At 37.6% G+C, this 15,820-nt stretch carries 16 protein-coding genes, 1 tRNA gene, 2 rRNA genes, 1 other RNA gene and 1 other annotated feature; of the genes, 15 read left to right on the top strand and 5 right to left on the bottom strand.

All coding sequences use genetic code 11. From position 1 onward, the window contains the following. Positions 1 to 88 (top strand): 5S ribosomal RNA (rrf, locus tag ACNHOZ_RS28490); the annotation flags it as partial. 26 nt (positions 89 to 114) lie between these two features. On the opposite strand, the gene ACNHOZ_RS28485 is transcribed toward rrf, so the two are convergent. Next, a complete protein-coding gene (locus tag ACNHOZ_RS28485) occupies positions 115 to 1,080 on the bottom strand; it encodes a YaaC family protein (protein ID WP_048021899.1) in 966 nt (321 codons plus the stop codon). A gap of 116 nt (positions 1,081 to 1,196) precedes the next feature. Here ACNHOZ_RS28485 and guaB point away from each other — a divergent pair, with 116 nt between their 5' ends. The 6 genes from guaB to ACNHOZ_RS28455 all read left to right on the top strand — a co-directional run bounded on the left by guaB (position 1,197) and on the right by ACNHOZ_RS28455 (position 7,658). Then, positions 1,197 to 2,663, top strand: a complete 1,467-nt coding sequence (gene guaB / locus ACNHOZ_RS28480; RefSeq protein WP_013054827.1) for an IMP dehydrogenase — start codon at positions 1,197 to 1,199, stop codon at positions 2,661 to 2,663. A 150-nt stretch (positions 2,664 to 2,813) separates the two neighbouring features. Next, positions 2,814 to 4,169, top strand: coding sequence for a serine hydrolase (locus ACNHOZ_RS28475; RefSeq protein ID WP_028412711.1), 1,356 nt, complete (start codon positions 2,814 to 2,816; stop codon positions 4,167 to 4,169). Positions 4,170 to 4,359: 190 nt separating this feature from the next. Continuing rightward, positions 4,360 to 5,247, top strand: coding sequence for a pyridoxal 5'-phosphate synthase lyase subunit PdxS (pdxS, locus tag ACNHOZ_RS28470; protein WP_013054829.1), 888 nt, complete (start codon positions 4,360 to 4,362; stop codon positions 5,245 to 5,247). Positions 5,248 to 5,268: 21 nt separating this feature from the next. Beyond that, positions 5,269 to 5,856 carry a pyridoxal 5'-phosphate synthase glutaminase subunit PdxT gene (pdxT, locus tag ACNHOZ_RS28465; RefSeq protein WP_028412710.1) on the top strand — a complete coding sequence of 196 codons (588 nt, stop codon included), beginning with the start codon at positions 5,269 to 5,271 and terminating at the stop codon, positions 5,854 to 5,856. Between the two features lie 57 nt (positions 5,857 to 5,913). Next, positions 5,914 to 6,126 (top strand) — a binding site (T-box leader). Positions 6,127 to 6,178: 52 nt separating this feature from the next. After that, positions 6,179 to 7,456 (top strand): serine--tRNA ligase, encoded by a 1,278-nt coding sequence (gene serS / locus ACNHOZ_RS28460; RefSeq protein ID WP_028412709.1) that lies wholly within the window; start codon positions 6,179 to 6,181, stop codon positions 7,454 to 7,456. A 109-nt stretch (positions 7,457 to 7,565) separates the two neighbouring features. Further along, a tRNA-Ser gene (locus ACNHOZ_RS28455) sits at positions 7,566 to 7,658 on the top strand. A 121-nt stretch (positions 7,659 to 7,779) separates the two neighbouring features. Here ACNHOZ_RS28455 and ACNHOZ_RS28450 read toward each other — a convergent pair. The 4 genes from ACNHOZ_RS28450 to ACNHOZ_RS28435 form a co-directional block, all read right to left on the bottom strand. Beyond that, on the bottom strand, positions 7,780 to 8,460 hold the full coding sequence (locus ACNHOZ_RS28450; RefSeq protein WP_028412708.1) for a deoxynucleoside kinase: 681 nt from the start codon (positions 8,458 to 8,460) through the stop codon (positions 7,780 to 7,782). After that, positions 8,460 to 9,095 carry a deoxynucleoside kinase gene (locus ACNHOZ_RS28445; RefSeq protein ID WP_028412707.1) on the bottom strand — a complete coding sequence of 212 codons (636 nt, stop codon included), beginning with the start codon at positions 9,093 to 9,095 and terminating at the stop codon, positions 8,460 to 8,462. Before ACNHOZ_RS28445 ends, ACNHOZ_RS28450 begins: the two co-directional genes overlap by 1 nt. Before the next feature lie 143 nt (positions 9,096 to 9,238). Further along, positions 9,239 to 10,540, bottom strand: a complete 1,302-nt coding sequence (locus ACNHOZ_RS28440) for a glycoside hydrolase family 18 protein (protein WP_013081323.1) — start codon at positions 10,538 to 10,540, stop codon at positions 9,239 to 9,241. Between the two features lie 56 nt (positions 10,541 to 10,596). Then, on the bottom strand, positions 10,597 to 11,139 hold the full coding sequence (locus tag ACNHOZ_RS28435) for an isochorismatase family cysteine hydrolase (RefSeq protein ID WP_033580900.1): 543 nt from the start codon (positions 11,137 to 11,139) through the stop codon (positions 10,597 to 10,599). Between the two features lie 79 nt (positions 11,140 to 11,218). Here ACNHOZ_RS28435 and tadA point away from each other — a divergent pair, with 79 nt between their 5' ends. The 8 genes from tadA to ACNHOZ_RS28395 all read left to right on the top strand — a co-directional run. After that, entirely contained in the window at positions 11,219 to 11,689 is a 471-nt protein-coding gene (tadA, locus tag ACNHOZ_RS28430; RefSeq protein ID WP_028412705.1) for a tRNA adenosine(34) deaminase TadA, read from the top strand. Positions 11,690 to 11,791: 102 nt separating this feature from the next. Then, positions 11,792 to 12,056: signal recognition particle sRNA large type (ffs, locus tag ACNHOZ_RS28425), an RNA gene on the top strand. A 130-nt stretch (positions 12,057 to 12,186) separates the two neighbouring features. Then, positions 12,187 to 13,875, top strand: a complete 1,689-nt coding sequence (gene dnaX, locus ACNHOZ_RS28420) for a DNA polymerase III subunit gamma/tau (RefSeq protein WP_028412704.1) — start codon at positions 12,187 to 12,189, stop codon at positions 13,873 to 13,875. 19 nt (positions 13,876 to 13,894) lie between these two features. After that, the gene (locus tag ACNHOZ_RS28415) at positions 13,895 to 14,215 is read left to right on the top strand and encodes a YbaB/EbfC family nucleoid-associated protein (protein WP_013081327.1); all 321 of its coding nucleotides are present in this window, start codon (positions 13,895 to 13,897) and stop codon (positions 14,213 to 14,215) included. Between the two features lie 15 nt (positions 14,216 to 14,230). Then, positions 14,231 to 14,827 carry a recombination mediator RecR gene (recR, locus tag ACNHOZ_RS28410; protein WP_014461944.1) on the top strand — a complete coding sequence of 199 codons (597 nt, stop codon included), beginning with the start codon at positions 14,231 to 14,233 and terminating at the stop codon, positions 14,825 to 14,827. Between the two features lie 14 nt (positions 14,828 to 14,841). Continuing rightward, entirely contained in the window at positions 14,842 to 15,066 is a 225-nt protein-coding gene (locus ACNHOZ_RS28405) for a YaaL family protein (RefSeq protein WP_013054840.1), read from the top strand. 116 nt (positions 15,067 to 15,182) lie between these two features. Further along, entirely contained in the window at positions 15,183 to 15,452 is a 270-nt protein-coding gene (locus tag ACNHOZ_RS28400) for a pro-sigmaK processing inhibitor BofA family protein (protein WP_013081328.1), read from the top strand. A 288-nt stretch (positions 15,453 to 15,740) separates the two neighbouring features. After that, positions 15,741 to 15,820, top strand: a 16S ribosomal RNA gene (locus ACNHOZ_RS28395); the annotation flags it as partial.

Raw genomic sequence — 15,820 nt, 5'->3', positions numbered from 1 at the left:
CCGTTCCCATACCGAACACGGAAGTTAAGCTCTTTAGCGCCAATGGTAGTTGGGACTTTGTCCCTGTGAGAGTAGGACGTTGCCAGGCACTTGAAAAAAGACTAGCTATTTTAGCTAGTCTTTTTTTGTGTGTTCATTTAAGTAACAAGAAATTAAGTAAGGAATCTTTTGAGCTGTAACCTCAAGGAACCTCAAGATAAATGGATAATCTTTCGAAGAGTATGTATGCAATAATTCATACCACCACTCTGTTTCATAACGTGAAATCATACTTAAATTATAAAGTAATAAGTAATGTGCCAACATCTCAGGGAAATATAAGCAGCTATCTTTTTCCAACGGTGCATGCAACGTGTTAGCTTGGAAATTGTACATAAAAGGTGAACAATTATATAAACAGCTTGAAGGGTCAAGAATACATACCTGATCTTCTGACAAAGACAATGATAGATGGGAACGCTCTTTTAAAAAAGAATAGAGTCTTTCGTGATTCATATGATAACACCGTGTAACTTGTTCAGGAATAGGCAAAGAGGTAGCTGGAAGCGATCCAATAGTTGTTAAATGGGAAGATGGCCTCGTGCCCAAATTCAAAAATAATGTATCTAATTCAGGTACACAAGACAACAGATAATTCATTGTATATTTACTACCTTCTAGTTGTTTCACATGAAACAATTCTTCTCCTACTTGTGAAAATAAACCGCTTTTTTGAATCTTAACTTCATCATCTAAAAAATCATAACTTTGTTTTTTTCTTTTTCGTGTTGATACTCCATGTGCTAACACCGCCGTATTTTCGGGATATACGGGGTTTTGTGTTAACAAACAAGCTTTTAACAGCTGTGACATTCCATAAAATAATAAAACGGGTTGAACTGATACAGGAGATTGTGCCGCAACTTCATAATAATTTTTACTGTGTTCCAAATAATAAATAAATGGGTAACTGTTTTTAAAACTATGTTGCTCTGCATCGCTATAATTCAATTTTTGATAGCGCTTTTTTAAAAAGTCTTGTACAAAAGGAACGGAGAAAAATAAATTGTAGGACGTCCAAACATCATTAAATTTATGCAACTAAATCACCTTTTCTTTTTATTAGAATTATCTGATATCTAGTGAAGTTATTGACAGGTACATATCTGCTTGTTAATCTACTAATAATATTCTGTCGTTTAAAGGAGGATTCTATAATGTGGGAAAGCAAATTTTCTAAAGAAGGCTTAACATTTGATGACGTTTTACTGGTGCCAGCAAAATCTGAGGTACTACCTAAAGACGTTGATATGAGTGTTGAACTAACAAAAACATTAAAATTAAAGGTGCCGTTCATCAGTGCAGGAATGGATACAGTTACAGAAGCTGAAATGGCTATTGCGATGGCTAGACAAGGTGGTTTGGGTATCATTCACAAAAACATGTCGATTGAACAGCAAGCAGAACAAGTTGATAAAGTAAAACGTTCTGAAAGTGGTGTTATCACGGATCCTTTCTTTTTAACTCCTGAAAACCAAGTATTTGCTGCTGAACACTTAATGGGCAAATATCGTATCTCAGGTGTGCCGATTGTCAACAACGAAGAAGAACAAAAACTAGTTGGAATCCTTACAAACCGTGACTTGCGTTTCATCCAAGATTATTCAATGCAAATTGCTGATGTAATGACAAAAGAAGAATTAGTTACTGCTCCAGTAGGAACGACTTTAGAAGAAGCAGAGAAAATTCTACAGCAATACAAAATTGAAAAGTTACCTCTTGTAGATGACAATGGCGTATTAAAAGGCCTTATCACAATTAAAGACATTGAAAAAGTAATTGAGTTTCCAAATGCAGCTAAAGATCAACAAGGTCGATTATTAGTTGGAGCAGCTGTTGGCGTAACAGCTGATTCAAATGTTCGTATCGAAAAATTAGTACAAGCTGGCGTTGATGTTATCGTTATTGATACAGCGCATGGACATTCACAAGGCGTTTTAGATACAGTGCGCAGCATTCGCGAGGCATATCCAGAATTAAATATTATTGCTGGTAACGTAGCAACGGCTGAAGGTACAAAAGCATTAATTGAAGCCGGAGCAAACGTAGTAAAAGTAGGAATTGGACCTGGTTCAATTTGTACAACTCGTGTTGTCGCTGGTGTAGGCGTTCCACAAATTACGGCAGTATATGACTGTGCAACTGAAGCTCGTAAGCACGGGGTAGCTATTATTGCAGATGGCGGTATTAAGTACTCTGGAGATATCGTAAAAGCACTTGCAGCTGGTGGACATACAGTAATGCTAGGAAGCCTTCTAGCAGGAACGACAGAAAGCCCTGGCGAAACAGAAATCTACCAAGGAAGACGCTTTAAAGTGTATCGTGGAATGGGCTCTGTGGGAGCTATGGAAAAAGGAAGTAAAGATCGATACTTCCAAGAAGATAATAAAAAATTAGTTCCAGAAGGTATCGAAGGCCGTTTGCCTTACAAAGGACCTGTAGCAGATACTTTATATCAAATGATTGGTGGTTTACGCGCAGGAATGGGTTACTGTGGTTCAGCTAACTTAGAAGCGTTACGTGAACAGGCACAATTCATCCGTATGACTGGAGCAGGCTTAAGAGAAAGTCACCCACATGATGTACAAATTACAAAAGAATCTCCTAACTATTCTATGAGATAATCATGAATGTGTAAAAAACACGTTTCCTTAATAGGGAAACGTGTTTTTTATGTCATTAATCATGAATGTAACAGTACTTCTTTATCTATTTTTTTAAATTTTAGTATGATAAAATTACATTTATGTGAGTTTACGTTTGGAGGGTATAGAGTGAGAAACGCAGTACAGAAACAATTAATTTGTGTCATTGCTGTTATGTTAATGGCCAGCGTATTTTTTGTCTCTACACAAGCATCAGCTGCTTCTAAAACAGATGATATTGGCGTTGAAGCAGACGCAGCCATTTTAGTAGAGGCAAGTACGGGGAAAGTGCTATACGGGAAAAATACGGATGCTTTATTAGGTATTGCAAGCATGACAAAAATGATGACGGAATACCTAGTATTAGAATCCATAAAAGATAAGAAATTATCTTGGGATCAACGTGTGCCAGTTAGTAAATATGCAGCTAAAATTTCTCAGGATTATGGATTATCAAATGTACCATTAATCGAAAACCAAAAATATACGGTAAAAGAATTATATGATGCCATGGCTATTTATTCAGCTAATGGAGCAGCCATTGCTTTAGCTGAAGCTGTCAGTGGTTCTGAAGAAGGTTTCATTAAGTTAATGAATGAAACAGCAAAAAAATTAAATATGGGTGAATCAAAATTTGTCAATTCTACAGGTCTTTCTAATTCCTTGTTAAAAGGGATGTATCCAAAAGGAACAAAGGAAGAAGATGAGAACCTCCTATCTGCTCGGGCAGTTGCTACTCTTGCTTATCACTTGATTCATGATTATCCAGAATCTTTGGAAGTAGCCAAAACTCCTTCCAAGATGTTTAGACAAGGGCAACAAGGCGAAACAAAAATGAACAATTGGAATAAGATGCTCCCTGGTTTTTCAGCTGCATACAGCGGCGTAGACGGCTTAAAAACTGGTCATACAGATTTTGCAGGTCAATGTTTCACTGGAACTGCAGAGCGTAACGGGGTAAGATACATAACAGTTGTAATGAATGCCAAGGAAAACGGCAAGTCTACAGAAGCTGCTCGTTTTTCTCAAACGAAAAAGATATTGGATTATGCTTTTAGTCATTTTCAGTTAAAAGAAGTAGTGCCTGCTAACGGCGAGATTAAAGGGCATGAAACAATTGATGTTGCTAAAGGAAAATCAAAAGAAGCTTCCGTTTCTCCAAAGAATTCGGTAAAAATTATTACCGAAAAAGGTCAAAAAGATCATACTAAAATCAACTTTAAGTTAAACGATAAAGTTATGAACGATCAAAAAGTTGTTGCTCCTATTAAAAAAGGAGAAACAGTTGCTTATGTAAGTGCAACAAACAGCAATCTTAAAGATCTAGGCTATGTAGGAGGCCAAACTACAGATAGCATGACGCCGGTCGTGACAAACGAATCTGTTGAAAAAGCTGGATGGTTCTCTCTCGCTATCCGCAGTATTGGTAACTTCTTCAGCGATATTTGGATGAATGCTGCAAATACAGTGAATAACTGGTTTTAATGATAACTCAAGAGAAAGAAGAGATACTACAAGGGAGTATCTCTTTTTTTTATTTTTAGATTTGTTTGTATATAATCTATAAATTAGATAGGAATTTTCCGAAAAATACGGTAAAATAGACACTAAGTTTTGAATTTTGTATATACACTAAAAATTATTGTGAAACACTTGATACAGGAGGAAGACAAACATGAATAACATTACAGGTACTGATCGTGTAAAACGAGGAATGGCGGAAATGCAAAAAGGTGGCGTTATCATGGACGTGATCAACGCAGAGCAAGCAAAAATTGCAGAAGCAGCAGGCGCTGTTGCCGTTATGGCATTAGAGCGTGTTCCAGCTGATATCCGTGCAGCAGGCGGCGTGTCTCGTATGGCAGACCCAACAATTGTTGAAGAAGTGATGAATGCTGTGTCCATTCCAGTTATGGCAAAAGCTCGTATTGGCCATATTGTTGAAGCACGCGTGCTAGAAGCGATGGGTGTAGACTACATCGATGAAAGTGAAGTGTTGACTCCAGCTGATGAGGAGTTTCATTTAAATAAAAATACATTTACGGTTCCATTTGTGTGCGGTTGTCGTGATCTTGGTGAAGCATCCCGCCGTATTGCTGAAGGAGCTGCAATGCTTCGTACAAAAGGCGAACCAGGGACAGGAAACATCGTGGAAGCAGTGCGTCATATGCGCCAAGTAAACGCTCAAGTACGTAAAGTTGTGGGCATGGACGAAGATGAGTTAATGACAGAGGCAAAACTATTAGGCGCGCCTTATGAGTTATTACTGCAAATTAAACGTGAAGGTCGCCTACCGGTTGTAAACTTTGCAGCGGGCGGTGTAGCAACACCAGCAGACGCAGCGTTAATGATGCAGCTTGGAGCAGACGGTGTGTTCGTTGGTTCAGGAATCTTTAAATCCGACAACCCTGAAAAATTTGCTCGAGCAATCGTTGAGGCAACAACGCATTATCAAGATTATGAACTCATTGCAAACTTGTCAAAAGGATTAGGAAGCGCAATGAAAGGGATTGAAATTTCATCATTATTACCAGAAAACCGCATGCAAGAGCGTGGATGGTAATTTAAAGGGAGTTTTGACAAAATGGTAAAAGTAGGCGTGTTAGGATTACAAGGTGCCTTTCGCGAGCATGCACAAGCATTAGAAGCAGCAGGCGCTGAAGCCATTATCATTAAAAAAGTTGAACAGCTAGACGAAATAGATGGTTTAATCCTACCGGGCGGCGAAAGCACAGCGATGCGTCGTCTGATTGACAAGTATGACTTTATGGAACCTCTTCGCCAGTTTGCACAAGCAGGTAAACCGGTGTTTGGTACGTGTGCGGGTTTAATTTTACTTGCAGGACAAGTTGTTGACCGTGAAGAGCCCCATTTAGGTGTTATGGATATTACGGTAGCTCGAAATTCATTTGGGCGCCAACGAGATAGCTTTGAAGCTGCTCTAAATATTAAAGATATTGGTGAAGATTTTATAGGCGTATTTATCCGTGCTCCGCATATTGTAGAAGTAGGAGAAAACGTTGAAGTCTTGGCAATGCATAACGACCGAATTGTTGCAGCAAGACAAGGTCAATTCTTAGGATGTTCGTTTCATCCAGAATTAACAGATGATGCTCGCATGGCTCAGTATTTTGTAGCAATGGTTGAAGAAGCTTCGAAAAAACCTGTATAAATGAATTGCATCTTGTAAAGACTTGTAGTACATTATGATTAATAAAAATGATATTGGTATAAAGCGTTGATAGGAAATAGTAATAAGATTTTTGATTTCAAGAGAGTCGATGGCTGGTGTGAATCGATAATCAATTCTTATGAATCCGTCCTGGAGCAAGCTGTCGAAAAAGTAGTAGGCAGTTTCGGTTCATCCGTTATCTGGTTTAAGAGGAAGGCTTATTTTAGCTTTCAATTAGGGTGGCAACGCGGGTAAACTCTCGTCCCTTTCACAGGGATGAGAGTTTTTATTTTGCCCTTTTATACTAAAGGAGGTACTCAGTATGTTAGATTTAAAATTTTTACGTGCTAATTTTAATGAAGTAAAAGAAAAGCTCAAGTTTCGTGGTGAGGACTTAACGGACTTAGGTCGCTTTGAAGAGTTAGATGCAAAACGCCGTGAGCTAATTGCTCAAACAGAAGAGTTAAAAAGCAAGCGAAATGAAGTATCACAGCAAATTGCACAATTGAAACGTGAAAAACAAGATGCTGATCATTTAATCGTCGAAATGCGTGAAGTAGGAGACCGCGTAAAGCAATTGGATGAAGAGCTTCGCAGCGTTGAAGAAGAGTTAGAGCTATTGCTGCTTTCAATTCCTAACGTTCCACATGAAAGTACGCCTGTAGGTGAAACTGAAGATGATAACGTAGAAGTTCGCAAATGGGGAGAAATTAAACAATTTGATTTTGAACCAAAACCGCATTGGGATTTAGGAACAGATTTAAATATTTTAGATTTTGAAAGAGCTTCGAAAGTAACGGGAAGCCGCTTTGTATTTTATAAAGGGTTAGGTGCAAGATTAGAACGTGCTCTTATTAACTTTATGATGGATTTACATATGGATGAGCATGGTTATGAAGAAATCCTTCCTCCATATATGGTGAATCGTACAAGTATGACAGGAACAGGGCAGCTTCCTAAATTTGAAGAAGATGCATTTAAAATTAAAGAAGAAGATTATTTCTTAATTCCTACAGCTGAAGTACCAGTTACAAATTTACATCGTGATGAAATTTTAAGCGGAGATCAGCTTCCAATTGCTTATACAGCGTATAGTGCTTGCTTCCGCTCAGAAGCAGGCTCTGCAGGAAGAGATACACGTGGGCTTATTCGTCAGCATCAGTTTAATAAAGTAGAACTTGTTCGCTTTGTTAAGCCAGAAGATTCTTATGATGAATTAGAAAAATTAACGGGCCATGCTGAAAAGGTTCTTCAACTATTAGGTTTACCTTACCGAGTTCTAAGCATGTGTACAGCTGACTTAGGTTTCACAGCAGCCAAAAAGTATGATATTGAAGTTTGGATTCCAAGTTATGAAACGTATCGTGAAATTTCTTCTTGTTCAAACTTTGAAAGCTTCCAAGCTCGCCGTGCTAATATTCGCTTCCGCCGTGATACAAAAGCAAAACCAGAACATGTTCATACACTAAATGGTTCTGGCTTAGCAATTGGCCGTACGGTAGCTGCAATTTTAGAAAACTACCAGCAGGAAGATGGATCAATTCAAATTCCAGAAGTGCTGCGTCCATATATGGGAAATAAAGAAGTTATTTCTAAATAAAAGTAGAAGATGTTCATTAAATTAATTTTTAATGAACATCTTTTTTAAAAAAATTAATAAAAGAGTTGACTTCATTATTTTTATATGATAAATTAATACTTGTCGATACGGAGGAATACCCAAGTCCGGCTGAAGGGATCGGTCTTGAAAACCGACAGGGGTGTTAAAGCCCGCGGGGGTTCGAATCCCTCTTCCTCCGCCATATTTGACTTATAATGCAATTAACATAGCGCGATAAATTGGAGATTGGAAAACCGTTACTTATAAGTAACGGTTTTTTATTTGTTGAAAATGCCGCTTTATTTATTAAAGCGGCATTTTTTTTATAGCTGACGACGTTTTAACTTTTCATTATGTTGTAAAAAGCGAGCCACTTTTTCAACAATTGATTCAATTGAATCAGGATCCTTGAGAAGGTCGTATTCTCTAATATCTAAACGGAGAATAGGACAAGCCGTAAAGTTATTAATCCATTCTTCATATCGGGCGTGCATCTCTTTCCAATAATCGAGAGGCGTTTGTTGTTCCATTGGTCGCCCTCTTTCTTGAATGCGATCTACAATATCTTCGAAGCTGCCTTCCAAATAAATGAGCAGATCTGGATGAGGGAAGTATGGAGTCATAACCATTGCATCGAACAAGCTTGTATATGTCTCATAGTCTACTTTAGACATTGTTCCCTTTTCAAAATGCATCTTAGCAAAGATACCGGTATCTTCGTAAATGGATCTGTCTTGGATAAAACCGCCGCCATACTCGAAAATCTTCTTTTGTTCTTTAAAGCGTTCCGCTAAAAAATATACCTGTAGGTGAAAGCTCCAGCGTTCAAAATCCCCATAAAATTTGTCCAGGTAAGGGTTGGAATCTACTTTTTCAAACGATGTGCGAAATTGGAGAGCATCAGCCAATGATTGAGTCATCGTAGATTTCCCAACTCCAACTGTACCCGCTATCGTCAACACAGCATCATTAGGAATGTTGTATTTCGATCGTAAGTTTACCATTATATACTCCTTTTCAACATACTCTCTTGAACCTCTGATAAGATTCTATTTAAGTGTTGTTTATTTTGTACAAAATCTATTTCATCACCGTTATAACGTAAAATGGTTACGTCAGGGTTCTTTTGTTCAAATGCCGTCATAGCTTTTTCATAATCATCACTTAGTCTCGCAAGGTAGTGAGGATCGATGTTTCGTTCAATTTCTCTTCCACGCATTTTAATACGCTTTAGCAAGGTATCTAAACTGGCATTTAAATAAATAATAATGTTCGGAGCCGGCATATCAGCCGTTAAGATGTGGAAGATTTGTACATATTTTTTATACTGTTCATCTTTTAACGTTTGCTCAGCGAAAATCATGTTTTTCATAATATGATAATCTGCTACAACAGGTTTTTTATAAGATAAGAACCCTTTTTGAATATCCTCTAACTGCTTATATCGATTACATAGAAAAAACATTTCGGTTTGAAAACTCCACTCGTCGATATTCTCATAAAATTTCCCGAGAAATGGATTTTCATCTACGATTTCTTTTAAAATTTCGAACTGAAATGCTTGTGCAATCTCTTTAGCTAGAGAGGTTTTTCCGACACCGATGGGTCCTTCTACTGAAATAAAAGGTGTGCCTTGCATTCATTTGCCTCCTTCATGACCACTCGTTCAAAAAAAACAGACAAAAAATATTTTAACATAGAGAAGGAGAATAAGGGGAAAAGAAATTTCTTTCAGTAAGAAGAATAACAAAAAGCCTACTGTTAACAGTAAGCTTTCCCTATTTATGGCTGTGTCACTCTTTTTGTAATTTTGAAGTTGTCTTCAATCAAGAGCCAGTTTTGCGGGAAATCTAAGCCTAGTTTCCAGTAGGCCATTCCTCTAAGTTTTAATTCTTTGATTAAATCAAACTTGGCCTGAATAGACCTAGCGTCTTCAAACCATACTTCGTGAGTGCGCTGCTGTTCATCTTTATACCGGAAGAAAGGAGCTTGTGCTTTATTGTCGTATTGAATAGCTACTTTATAACGAGCTGCCAACTCAATAGCTCTTTGAGGACTAATGGCTTTGGCGTATTCTCCTCCTGGTTTGTAAGGCAGTGTCCAATCGTAACCGTATAGGTTTTGGCCCATGATAATTTTTGAACTAGGTATTTCAGATACTGCATATTCTAAAACATCACGTACGGGACCAATAGGAGAGACGGCCATAGGAGGCCCACCGCTATATCCCCATTCATATGTCATTGGAACAACGAAGTTAGCAATCTCTCCAATGGCTTTATAATCATGTGCTTCATACCATTTGCCTTTTTGATCTCGACTTGTCTTCGGAGCTAAAGCCACAGACATGAGAAGTTGCTCATCTTGAAGACGCTTTTTTGCTTTCTGTAAGAATGCAATATAGGCTTCTTTATCTGCCGGACGCAAAAATTCGAAGTCAAAGTGAATGTCTCTGAAATTTTGTTCTTTCGCTGTTTTTACAATATTATTTAAGAGCGTATCTTGAACGTCTTTATTAGTTAAAATTGCTCGGCCGACTTCATCACTGAATGCACCGTTTTCAATATTAGCCAATACCATTAAGAAGATGACGTCATTTTCTTTAGCAATAGAACCTAAATTGTTAAGTGGAGGTGCCTTTAGAGAACCGTCTTTTTGCACTTCGAAGTTCGCTGGTCCGAGATAAGTAAGGTATTTTGCATTTTGATTAATCATTTTCTCTGTTTGAGGGGTGATTTTTCGATTGCTTGTTTCAACATACCCTAAAAACTCACCGTTTCTTTTGTTTGGGGAAGGGGGAATTAAGATGCGGCGGCCAGGTGTTAAGGGTGCTGTAACTGAAACATTGTTCGCATTGGCAATAGCCTGATAGCTAACGCCTAATTTTCGTCCTATTTTCCATATAGTGTCCCCAGCTTTTACTGTGTAGTAAGTACCGTTGATGGGAATAACCATAGATTGCCCGATGACGAGTTGATTTGGATTAGGTAATTCATTTGCTCTTATAATCTTTCCTGCGTCAATCCGGAACTGTTTTGCAATACTATATATACTGTCACCTGCTTTAACAGTGTAAATTTGCATAATAAAAAGCCTCCATTTCATATGACTTACTTCCATCATATGAGAAGGCTTTTTACTTAATTCATCAACTCAGTATGTTTGCAAATACGAGCATTTAATACGTTATGCATCATTCTTAAAGCAAAGGTATTGTCTTCATCTGCGTTTGAAGCAATACAATCTTCAGGCACAATTAAATTATACTCACGCATATAAGCATCGTTGGCTGAAAAAAGCACGCATATATTTCCCGCAATTCCTGTTAAAATAAGTGTATGCACATCGAGCTGTGATAGCAAAATATTTAAAGCTGTTCCATAGAAAATAGAATGCTTTGGTTTAATTAAAAAGTAATCAGCGTTTTGTGGTGAAATGTGATGTAGAATGGGTGAACTTACCTCATTTGTGCAGTGTGTTAAAATGGTTTCTAAGTTTGCTTGCCATAGCTTATAGTGGTCATTGACGTAAATAATAGGGATATGTTGAGACGAGGCATATTGTTTTAATTCGGCAATATTTTGAGCGATTATTAAAGATTTTTCAGCAAGTACTTTGCCGTTTTTGAATTGAAAATCGTTTAGCATATCAATAATAATTAAAGCAGTTTTAGCATTCTTCACACAAGGTCTCTCCTTTTCCTGATGTACATAGTAAATAGTTTGACTCAGAAAAAATATAATATGTAAGGTTGGATAAAAAGTGTTAAATGATGAAAAGTATATGAGGTTGGCAATTGATGAAGCATTAAAAGCTAAAGATAAATTAGAGGTTCCTATTGGAGCAGTTATTGTTCAAAATGATGAGGTGATTGCTGCAGCTTATAACTTACGAGAAACAGAACAGCGATCAGTTGCTCATGCGGAACTTTTAGCCATTGATGAAGCATGTAAGAAACTAGGAACATGGAGGTTGGAAGACGCTACGTTATATGTCACCTTAGAACCATGTCCGATGTGTGCAGGTGCTATTGTATTATCAAGAGTGAAAAGAGTTGTGTTTGGCGCTTATGATCCTAAAGGTGGCTGCGCTGGAACATTGTTAAATTTATTAGAGTTTGAAAAGTTTAATCATCAAGCAGAAGTAGTAGGAGGTATGCTAGAAGAAGAATGCGGGAGCCTCTTAACGACTTTTTTTCGTGAGTTACGTCAACGAAAAAAGGCTGGAAAATAGCGCTAAAAAAGTAAGTTTTCTATAGCGGTTGCATTTTTGAATGAAAAGACGTATACTTGTAAATGCATCAACTTGATGCCCAAACTATTGGTTTCAACTTTGCCGTGCTAAGCGGGGAGGTAGCGGTGCCCTGTACTCGCAATCCGCTCTAGCGAGGCCGAATTCCTTCTTGAGGTTAGCTCATCTTAGGGCCTGCCTTAAGTAAGTGGTGTTGACGTTTGGGTCCTATGCAATGGGAATCTGTGAACCCTGTCAGGTCCGGAAGGAAGCAGCAGTAAGCAGAACCTCTCATGTGCCATGGGGTCGCCTGAACCGAGCTAACTGCTTAAGTAACGCCTGGGGTGGCTAATCGACGGAAGGTGCACGGCAGTTATATACATAAGTTTAGTCTACTCTGTGAGAGTAGGCTTTTTATTTTATCTCTTACTATTTTGAAAAAAAACCTCATAATACGCTATAATGAGAACTAATGAATTATATTAAAAGGAGAGGATGTAGTGGCATATCAGGCTCTGTACCGTGTATACCGTCCTCAAAGCTTTAACGACGTAGTCGGTCAGCAACATATTATCAAAACACTTCAAAATGCCCTTGTCCAAGAAAAATTTTCGCATGCGTATTTATTTTCTGGGCCTCGAGGGACAGGGAAGACAACAGCTGCTAAAATTTTAGCGAAAGCCGTTAACTGTGAAAAAGCACCCATTGCTGAACCTTGTAATGAATGTGCAACTTGTCGGGGAATTACGGATGGTTCCATTTCTGATGTAATTGAAATTGATGCAGCCTCTAATAATGGAGTCGATGAAATTCGAGATATCCGTGATAAAGTAAAATATGCACCTAGTGCTGTTCGATACAAAGTGTACATTATTGATGAAGTTCATATGCTTTCAATTGGAGCTTTTAACGCTTTGTTAAAAACGTTAGAAGAACCTCCTGCACATGTCATCTTTATTTTAGCTACAACAGAGCCCCATAAAATTCCATTAACGATTATCTCCAGATGTCAGCGCTTTGATTTCAAACGCATTTCGCCAGAAGATATCGTATATCGAATGAAGGAAGTATTAGGTTCTGAGGAGCTAGAAGTAAGCGAGGATGCTCTTTACGAAATTGCGAAAGCTTCAGAAGGAGGCATGCGTGATGCACTTAGTCTTTTAGACCAAGCCATCTCGTATAGTACGGAGAAGGTGAGCTTAGAGGATGTTCTATCCATAACAGGAGCAGTATCACAGTCTTTTATTGTGAAGATCGTCCAAGCTATCTTTAACGAAAACATTGTAGAAGCGCTAGATTCTGTTGAAAGTTTGATCAAAAACGGAAAAGATCCAGCGAGGTTTGTAGAGGACCTCATCTTCTATTATCGTGATGTTCTGCTTTATCAAGCTTCAGAAGAAAATGCATATTTACTTGAAAAAGCAGCGGTTAACGAAGAGTTTAAAGAACTTAGTTCAAAAATGGATAGTGCCTTTATTTATAAAGTCATTGCTGAATTGAACCAAACTCAGCAAGAGATGAAATGGAGCAATCATCCTCGAGTGCTACTTGAAGTAGCTTTAGTAAAATTAGCTCAAAGTTCTACAAATCAAGAGGGTGCTCTTCCATATCAAGACATTTTGCAAAAAATGAATCAAATGGAAGCAGAACTGCAGCAGCTAAAAGAAAAAGGCATTCAAGTTGATCATACAGCTCAGGCAGCGCAAACAGAGAAAAAACAGACAAGACAGTCAAGAAGTCAGTACAAAACGCCTGTTGGAAAGGTAAATGAAGTTTTAAAAAATGCCACTCGGCAGAATTTAGAAACCATTAAGCGATCTTGGGCGCAGGTATTAGACACATTGAAACAACAAAATAAAGCTTCACATGCAGCGTTGTTATCTAACAGTGAACCGGTTGCGTCTTCAGATCAATCATTTATACTTAAATTCAAATATGAAATTCATTGCAAAATGGCTTCTGAAAATAACAACAATGTACGTGATAATTTAGAGAATATCTTATATACTTTAATTGGCAGCAAGCGTGAAATGGTTGCAATTCCAGAAAGTGAATGGGATAAAGTAAGAGAAGAGTTTCTTCAAGGACAGCAAAGTGATGGGTCATCAGGTCAACCACAGGAGGAAGACCCCGTGGTTGCAGAAGCGAAAAAGCTATTTGGAGAAGACTTAATCGAAATTCAAGAGTAAATTTAGGAGGAATGTTCATATGATGAAAGGCATGGGCAATATGCAAAAAATGATGAAACAAATGCAAAAAATGCAAAAAGATATGCAAAAAGCGCAGGAAGAGTTAGCTGAAAAAACTGTTGAAGGTACAGCTGGCGGTGGAATGGTAACAGTTGTGGTTAACGGTCAGAAACAAGTAATTGATGTAAATATTAAAGAGGATGTAGTAGATCCTGAAGATATTGAAATGCTACAAGATTTAGTACTAGCAGCAACAAATGACGCATTAAAACAAATGGACGATTTAACAAATAACACAATGGGTCAATTTACAAAAGGTTTAAATATTCCAGGACTTTAATAAGGTGGTTGCCACGTGCATTATCCAGAACCAATATCAAAGCTTATAGATAGTTTTATGAAGTTACCCGGCATTGGTCCAAAAACAGCTGTTCGCTTAGCGTTCTTTGTTTTATCTATGAAAGAAGATACGGTATTAGATTTTGCAAAAGCATTAGTTAATGCGAAGCGAAATTTAACCTATTGTTCAGTTTGTGGGCATATCACAGATCAAGATCCTTGCTACATTTGTCAAGATCAGCGTAGAGAGCGCAGTGTGGTGTGTGTCGTGCAAGACCCTAAAGATGTCATTGCAATGGAGAAAATGAAAGAATATAACGGCTTGTATCATGTCCTGCATGGCGCAATTTCACCTATGGAAGGAATAGGGCCTGAAGATATCAAAGTACCAGAGTTATTAAAAAGACTTCAAGATGATGAGATTCAAGAAGTGATTTTAGCTACTAACCCGAATATAGAGGGCGAAGCTACGGCTATGTATATCTCTAGGCTCTTAAAGCCGACAGGAATTAAAATTACTAGAATTGCTCATGGGTTACCCGTTGGAGGAGACCTTGAGTACGCGGACGAAGTAACATTATCTAAAGCCCTAGAAGGTAGAAGAGAAGTATAACGAGGTACTTGCATATGTTTTTTAAACGAAAAGGTTGGCTACGCAAAGAGTACGATGATGAATTTGTGAAGACTTTTATGCAAGTAAAGCAGGAATGGAGTCACAAAACTTCAATGGTAGAAAGAAGTGTAGATCCTTCAGAAGAGGTAATGGTAGATATTCGATTAGCCAAAATGAAGTATCTTTTTCTATTAAAAGAAGCCAAACATCGAAATATTTCAATTAACAGGATGTCATAGAGGCATCCTGTTTTGTTGTCTTTATAAAATAAGGATTTCCCTCCGTGAAATAGTGCTTTTTTTGAATGCTTGGACATATATATAAGGTAACTTATCTGCTTTAAGAAGGAGGCAACATGCTAAATCATCCTATTGTAGTTGTGTCTTTTTTAATAGGGCTAATCATTCTACTCTTAGTAACAGGTGGTGTTGAAAAAATGCTTCGAGTCATTGGAAATTTATCGATTAAGCTTATTATTGGCGTTTTGCTGCTTTTCTTTATTAACATCTTTGGCGTACAGTTCGGTATTCATATTCCTATTAATTTCCCCACAGCTATTGTTTCAGCTATTTTAGGTATTCCAGGAATAGCTGCCCTACTTGTTATTAATAATTTCATATTATAATTTGGAAGAATATCCAAAATAAAAGTTTTCTGGAATCTTTTCGAGAAAACTTTTATTTTTTTTGAAAAAGTTGTTGACCAGCAAGTTATCAGATGTTATATTTATATACGTCGCTAAGACAGTAACGAAAAATAACTCGAAAATAACTTAAAGAAAAAAGTTGTTGACAAGTTATTCTTAAGGTGGTAAGATAAGAAAGTCGCCTTGAGACAAGAGTTCTTTGAAAACTGAACGAAATAGTAAACGTCAACGTTAATTTTTATTTTTTAAATGAGCAAGTCAAACATTTCTTCGGAGAGTTTGATCCTGGCTCAGGATGAACGCTGGCGGCGTGCCTAATACATGCAAGTCGAGCGAACTGATTAGAA

This window comes from Priestia sp. D51, assembly GCF_053345675.1.
Note: the sequence above shows the minus strand (reverse complement) of the source record. Positions and strands in the feature narration are given on the sequence as shown.